The sequence below is a fragment of the Alteromonas sp. S005 genome (assembly GCF_036864475.1).
Classification (GTDB): domain Bacteria; phylum Pseudomonadota; class Gammaproteobacteria; order Enterobacterales; family Alteromonadaceae; genus Alteromonas.
The window spans coordinates 120,685-127,711 of the sequence record NZ_JAZETN010000014.1 but is presented as its reverse complement, the minus strand read 5'-3'; the positions used below and the strand labels follow the sequence as shown (position 1 = coordinate 127,711).

The 7,027-nt window shown below is 39.7% G+C and carries 5 protein-coding genes; all 5 read right to left on the bottom strand.

The window, feature by feature from the left end; all coding sequences use genetic code 11:
• Positions 1-102 precede the first annotated feature (102 nt).
• Positions 103-1,350 (bottom strand): tyrosine-type recombinase/integrase, encoded by a 1,248-nt coding sequence (locus tag V7R55_RS15365; RefSeq protein ID WP_334060172.1) that lies wholly within the window; start codon positions 1,348-1,350, stop codon positions 103-105.
• 1,845 nt (positions 1,351-3,195) lie between these two features.
• A complete protein-coding gene (locus V7R55_RS15360; RefSeq protein WP_334060171.1) occupies positions 3,196-3,948 on the bottom strand; it encodes a sporulation protein in 753 nt (250 codons plus the stop codon).
• A gap of 80 nt (positions 3,949-4,028) precedes the next feature.
• Positions 4,029-5,327 (bottom strand): DUF2254 domain-containing protein, encoded by a 1,299-nt coding sequence (locus V7R55_RS15355; RefSeq protein WP_334060170.1) that lies wholly within the window; start codon positions 5,325-5,327, stop codon positions 4,029-4,031.
• 26 nt (positions 5,328-5,353) lie between these two features.
• Positions 5,354-5,500, bottom strand: coding sequence for a DUF2256 domain-containing protein (locus V7R55_RS15350; RefSeq protein ID WP_334060169.1), 147 nt, complete (start codon positions 5,498-5,500; stop codon positions 5,354-5,356).
• A complete protein-coding gene (locus V7R55_RS15345; RefSeq protein ID WP_334060168.1) occupies positions 5,487-7,025 on the bottom strand; it encodes a cryptochrome/photolyase family protein in 1,539 nt (512 codons plus the stop codon). Before V7R55_RS15345 ends, V7R55_RS15350 begins: the two co-directional genes overlap by 14 nt.
• Positions 7,026-7,027 lie beyond the last annotated feature (2 nt).

The window sequence follows — 7,027 nt, the reverse complement described above, 5'->3', positions numbered from 1 at the left end:
TATTAACTAATGGCAGTTACACAGAATCTGTTACAGGCTCAATTATTACTGAAAATGGTTATGCGTAACTTTTTGTGTTGTATTTCATTGTTTAATAGCACCTTATCTTTTTCTCTTCGCCGACAACCTAGCCATGCCACCACGCTTAACGTTTGCTTGCTTTGTATAATGGCCAGGCATTTCCGGTGATTGCCAACCTCCAGCTAGCTGAAGTTCAGGCAAGGACGCTCCATCTTCTGCAAGAGAAACAGCGCCGCCGACACGACCACTATGTGGCGTAATATTTTCACTTATACCTGCGCGATAAGCAATGCGTTGCCAAATTCTATAAACGCTTGAGTAGTTGAGTACATTTGCTTTATGGCTTGGTATGTTTTCGTCAAAAGGCAAAAGAGCCGTTTTATGGTTAGTGAGCCGCCTAAACAAAATCCCTTTGTGTAGACCGCGTAAATCTGAGATAAGGCGCTGTTGTTTAGTTTTTGGATCGATATTAGCTTCACTGATATATTCTTGAACCATAGAAATGGTACTAGAAGATACATAACGATATTGACCCTGGCCGGATTGATCACTTTTTGAAGAGACGACAAGTAAAGTGTTATTACGAGCGGATATATCCTCAACGCAAACTCGCACTAATTCATCGGCTCGTAGGAGAGCATCAAACATTAAATTGATAATAGCCAGATCGCGAAGTTCCAGTAATGAATCTGGAATTATTGCGTTGTTAATCTGTTCGACCATATCTATGGTAAGAGGAACAGCTTGCTTATGTGACAAACGATACTTTCTATTTTCAATTAACGACAGTCGAATAAAGTCTCTTAAGTACGCCGACCGAATAATGGGGTTCGGCAACTTTGCGACACCGAGGAATTTACTAAGTGCAGATAGTCTACGCTTAATAGTTCTGTAGGCTAGGGGAGAGCGACACAGTTCTTCCACATAATGCTTTATACAGGTCTCATTATGCTCAAAGTCGTTTTTGAATCCATTAAAGCCGTGCTGCCTACAAAAGAGTGAAAACTCATTATAGTCGCTAATATATGCACGCTGAGTGTTGTAAGGAAGTTTGGTGAAAATATCCTGATAGTATTGCTGGTAGTCACCCCTATAACTATGTTCATTAGACGTCAAAGAAAGCGTCGTCGATTCTTGAGTCTTCGGTGTCTTGGCTGAAAGCCTAGTAGAGGATTCATTCGAGCAGTAACCTGAATTACCCACTGCAGTCGAATCAACGGCATTAGTTTGTGTATCAGTGTCTTTTGTAACAACCTTCGAAATGTTATTAGCACTTCCTGCAGACATTCTTCGCCCAGATGAGTGCAAGTTATTTGGTTTAAACGACATTAAATAACCCGATAGCTACAGTATGTGAGTATTATGCTAAATTTTAAAGATACTGTAAGGTATTGATATAAATTGATATTCACGCATGATAACTGTAATTATCATGCGTGAACTAAAGTGACTAACCCGTGAGACGGATTACTTTAACTAGTCTCTTTACCTCAGCTTATTGTTTGACACTTTATCACACCACTGTATAAACAAACAGTTTTAAACGTCTTGTTTACCAGGAAATAATATATAAAACCAAGCTTCTGTTATTCTAGTAACTCAAACGCGGTTTAGATGACTATATTGTTCAATTTGTGCCCACTTTTTAATCGTGCGCTACGTAAAATCTGCTAGGTAATACCCCTAATTCTTTGTCAGATTTCACGTAGGAGCGCCTGAAAAATAAGCATAAAAATACCTTAATTATTGATAAGTCTATGGTCTTTGCCGTTAGGAAAAATATGCTTAATGTCGTCTTGGCACTTTTTGGTGACGATTGTATTAACGGTTGTTTTGTTCTTCGGAAACCAAATTAAGACGAAGAATAGGCGATAAGGTTTTGTGACGAGCTTTTCTTAGACTGTGCCTTCATAACCTAACAGCTACTTTTAACGCGGCATTTATTATGTGCTAAATAGAATGAATCTCTAAGAAAACCTGCCGTCAATATTTAACCACATGGCTAGATTGCGTATCTATATTTTGCGAATTACTAGATCGTTATTGAACTCAAAATAATGGTATTTATAAGTTTAACTCAAGCACTAAATCCAGCTAATCAATATTGCACTTGCAATGCTCTTATTAACGCTAAAAGTTGCTTCATCGTCTCAAAGACAGATTTTCGCGTTGAGTCTCTAACGGCCTAGAGCTAATTATAGAATTTTTCTAAAAGCATTAAATATGAGTCAAGTGTCTTTAATTAACTTTAAGATATCGGGTAAACGTCAAAGACATATTTGGCGCTAAATCATATAAATGATTTTTTTATAATAACGATAAATATCGCACAAGATTCTGCAAAAGTTCTTTTTTTAATCAAAGTGAAAGAAAGAACCTTTAATTTAGTTGCTTAACTATCGAGTATTAAAATCTTATTCATAATGTCGATGAAACCGTTAAAAAATTAAATCACGAACAGTAGGTAAGTCCTTAACAATATAATGAAGCTGTACGTATCCTTTTCATATCTAGTTCCACACCCTATTTAACATAATATACATTATGCGTAATTGAGTGTATGGACGATTAGGGTGCTGATGCCGCTCTATTTGGTTGGTTTGTTGGCTGTGATTACTTACAGACTTTTATGCGTGGCTGCTGCGTTGGATTGATTTTGAGATTGGCGCTTGTGCGTGAACATCACACTTGCGTCTGTACTTTTAATTTAAAACCGCTCAGATGATTAGATTTGGACGTAATATGTTGAATCGTACGCTACGTAAAATGTGCAGCAGGATTATCCTGATTATTTGATTTCATTCACGTACAACGCGATTTTCTATACGCGGTAATTTGAAGAGTCTTAGCTTTCTTATAGTGCTTGCTTCATTGATATTATGTTCGCTGAATAAAAATTCACACCTTGTTTTAATTAAGTATGAATTAAACGAACTGCATGAAGCTCTTTGATAAAATTATTAATTGTTAGAAATGAGTATTGTTAATAAAGCCAGGTAGCGTTCAACGTAAGATGGGTGCAATATCCCTGTCGATACTTTTAAATTAAAAACTTGTGAGTTTATTAAGGGTTTTCTCGGTAATAAAAGTTGAAATTTTAAATGGTTATATTGAGATACTTAATGCATAAGAGCCGAATAACGGCGTAGCGTTATTCGACACGTTACGGGCAAGTTATCCAAGAAGCGGTTCAATATAAGAACGAACTGATTCTGTCGTAGTGCAGCTGTTTGGTATAGAGGTGCTTTTGTAGCCATCGCCTAAAAATGCGCGATCGACCTCAATTAGTACGCCAGTTTCAGTGCCATTATCTACAAAAGTGACTTCTAACTCTCGGGCACCAAATAAGCTTCGGGATTCTGGCTTGAATTCGTACTCTTGGTAACAAGGTAAATGTGACATGAATTCATGTGCGCGAACCCCACCAAATTCTATATCGGACTTGAATAATCGATATCCGCTATCAGAAATGAGTTTCAATACCGCTAATTGCGTTTTAGACGGCTCTATAGTCAGGCCATCCTTATCACTGGCATCTAATCCTGATTTGATATCCAGCCCTGTCTGTAACCATACCTTGCTAATTTGATGGCCAAATAAATAGGTTGCCGGTACTTCTGGATGCAGGTCCAATGTGAACTGTTTAGTGACGGTTTCACCTGGTTGTATCAATAAACTGAAGGATTGTTGCCAGCTTTGCAGAACGACACTCTTATTGTATTCGACTTCACTTTCGCCTAAATCAGCCTCAGTCTTTGCGCTTGCCATAACAGCAAATTCTAACCCTTGAAGCTGCTGTTCGACATCGCCGCCTTGAATAACAACTTCGATATCGAATGTTTGTCCTGCTTGTAACTTGTCCGAAAGTAACAGAGTGTCGACCTTAGCCTTACCAATACCCACACTTGCTAAAAGTTGCTTAAGCATATGAATCTCCATGCGTTTCACTAATAATTAAACATATTAGCTCGGCACATAAAACACAACTATCACTTTGTAAAAATTCGTTATTCTGAGCTTTGATTAAAACATTTTCTAAGTCTCTTAATATCGTCAGAAAATGCCAAAGTCTGCTCACTTCTATGAAAGCTTTGCTTTGCAAAACTTGTTGCTGAAGCTTTGAACTCACTGCCTTTGTCAAAACAATTGATGATAGCACCAAGTGATTTTTGAATGTGAATAGCAACTTCTATATTTGCCGCACCATCACGGCTGATACTGGTATAGGCGTCATCAAACAAGTCGTCAATGGACAATTCTGGCACCGAAACACGGTCGTATTGATATTCCTCATTCTTTTGAACATTTTCTTCCATTGGTGCAGATGGTGATGTCTTCCATAACAGTAGTAGTCTAGTTACACTGCCAATAATGCTAATGGCTGTACCATGGTCATTAACTGCAGGTGAAAGTGCTCGCGACCCTATTTCTCCTAATACTACAAAGCCAAAGCGTGGGTCAGCTTCAAAAGAGCGCTCTTCAGATATTGTATATGCCTGCTCGATGTTATCGAGGTCATCTTTTTCATTAACGTAGGCAAGTACCTTATCGGGAGTAACGAATTCCCCCGGTAGCATATTCACATTAACATAAGCATTGTTTTCACAGGCCCACCGCTGTATTCGCGCGATATCAATCAGTTGGATATACCCTACTCTCTGACTAAAAACAGGGTAACTCCCCTGCTCTTTGATCTTAGTTTCTGATATTGCACCTAAGGGTACAGCGCCTAAGCATGGCGTTTTTATTCTTTTTTCGATTGCTCGTTGTGTGGCTTTTTCCACTTTTAATATAGTAGAGCCTACGCGCCCTAAACGTGCAACGCTGTCTACCCATCGAATAAACGTTAAAATCACAATCGCAAACACCAAACTCGTTAAGCAAAACAGAATGAAGAGCCCGGCTTCATTAAAAAAAGCCTGGGTCATTGCAGTAAGTGCTACGGCGCTGTAGATGAAGGCACCGATAAAAACCGATAACGCATTTTGTGATACATCGTCAGAGATGATAAGGCTTAAAGAACGTGGCGTTGACGTTTGGCTAGCCGATGCATAGGCGTTGACCATAGTCCCTGCTGAAAATGTGGCAATAACCATCATGCTTGACGCCATTATAGAAAGCAGTGTTTCAACAGAGTCAGGTTTAATTTCAGGAATATGTTCGGCAAGCGAAGTGCCATCGGCGACTTTGGCCAGAAATACAACTAAAATAGAAAGCAGGCAAAAACACAGCGGCTTTACCCACAACTTCTCTTTTACGTTGAAGATAAGAAAACGCAGTCTATCAACGGTTATTGGTGCTTCCATCACACACTCCTTGCATGGATCCTTAATTAGCAGGTCGCGCTCTTTTTTCTGTTCCCAGCACACCGTTTAGAGCAATAGCGTACATTTTCCCAATTTTTTTCCCATTTCTTGCGCCATGTAAATGGTCTATCACAGACTGGGCAGATTTTGGTGGGCAAATCAGACTTCTTCATTTTTAGTCAGCTTTGTTAGAAATATTGTAGCGTCCTGTTTCATGGTTTCTATATTTTCTTCTTTCATCCGCCCATAAGTCTTATAAATCATCGCCATACGGTGATTGTTACTTAACTTCTCTTTGTGCTTATCAATAAAATGCCAGTATAAGTAGTTGAAGGGGCAAGCTTTTGGTCCGGTTTTCTTTGAAACCTGATAACCACAGTTTTTGCAGTAGTTACTCATTTTATTGATATAGCTACCGCTCGCCACGTAAGGCTTACTTGCTAAGTTTCCACCGTCGCTGTACAAAATCATGCCCGCTACGTTAGGCAATTCAACCCATTCATAGGCATCGGCATAAACAAGCAAGTACCAAGCTTGTACCTCTTCGGGGCTCAGTTCGGTTAACAGGCTGAAGTTGCCAATCACCATCAGCCGCTGTATGTGGTGCGCATAGGCGTTTTGTTGGGTCTCTTTTATACATTGGCGCATACAGTTCATATTGGTTTGTGCATCCCAAAAGAACGAAGGCAACGAGCGAGCGTTATTGAAATAATTGTCAGTTTTCAAATTCGGCATAAAGTGCCAGTAAAAACCTCTCACATATTCACGCCAGCCGAGTATCTGACGAATGAACCCTTCGGCAGAATTAAGAGGTACTTGGCCAGCATGGTACGCTTGTTCGGCTGTTTGAATGGCTTCTTTGGGGGTCAATAACCCGCAGTTTAGGTAGAACGCGATGTGAGAATGATAGAGCCAAGGCTTCCCCTCAACCATTGCGTCTTGATACTGACCGAAGTTTGGTAACCTTTCATCTATGAAGGTGTTTAAAACGCAGAGCGCATCTTCTCGTGTTACCGCGAAGTGAAAACTATCAATATCGCCAAAATGGTCGCTGAATTCGGTTTTAACTAAGTCAATAACATCTGAAGTAATATCGTCAATGTCGAATGTGGTGTGCTTTGGTACTTTGTGAGTTTCTGGCATAGATTCACGATTTTGGGCATCGTAATTCCACTTACCACCTATAGGGTTTTTACCATCCATAAGTACGTTGTGCTTGCGTCGCATTTCACGATAGAAAAATTCCATCCGAAGCTGCTTTTTACCTTCAGCCCAGTCGGTAAACTCTTGAGGGGTGGATAAGAAACGATTGTCTTCGCAAATGGTAACAGGTATGCCAAGCACATTTTCCCACTGCTCTATACTTTTAAGCAAGCGGTACTCACCAGGCATGGTCACTTTTACTTCATCAAAATCCTTTTCGCTTAATGCGTGCTTCACTTGTGCAAGTAAGTCGCCTTTGTTAGTGCTATCGGTGTAGTGAATATAGTTAACATTAAAACTTTCATCACGTAAACGTTTAGCAAAATGGCGCATTGCGCTAAATAAGAACGCTATTTTCTTTTTATGGTGCTTCACATAGGTCGCTTCTTCACGCACTTCCGCCATTAGAATGGTATCTTTGCTTTTCACAGCATCGCTAATTGCCGGTAAGGTCTCGGTGAGCTGATCGCCTAAAACTAAAATAAGTGCTGCCATAC

Bases quoted from the DNA above. Each gene is read 5' to 3' on its own strand.
- V7R55_RS15355 (WP_334060170.1), bottom strand. From the start codon at position 5,327: ATGGAAGCACCAATAACCGTTGATAGACTGCGTTTTCTTATCTTCAAC.
- V7R55_RS15345 (WP_334060168.1), bottom strand. From the start codon at position 7,025: ATGGCAGCACTTATTTTAGTTTTAGGCGATCAGCTCACCGAGACCTTA.
- V7R55_RS15365 (WP_334060172.1), bottom strand. From the start codon at position 1,350: ATGTCGTTTAAACCAAATAACTTGCACTCATCTGGGCGAAGAATGTCT.
- V7R55_RS15350 (WP_334060169.1), bottom strand. From the start codon at position 5,500: ATGAAGAAGTCTGATTTGCCCACCAAAATCTGCCCAGTCTGTGATAGA.
- V7R55_RS15360 (WP_334060171.1), bottom strand. From the start codon at position 3,948: ATGCTTAAGCAACTTTTAGCAAGTGTGGGTATTGGTAAGGCTAAGGTC.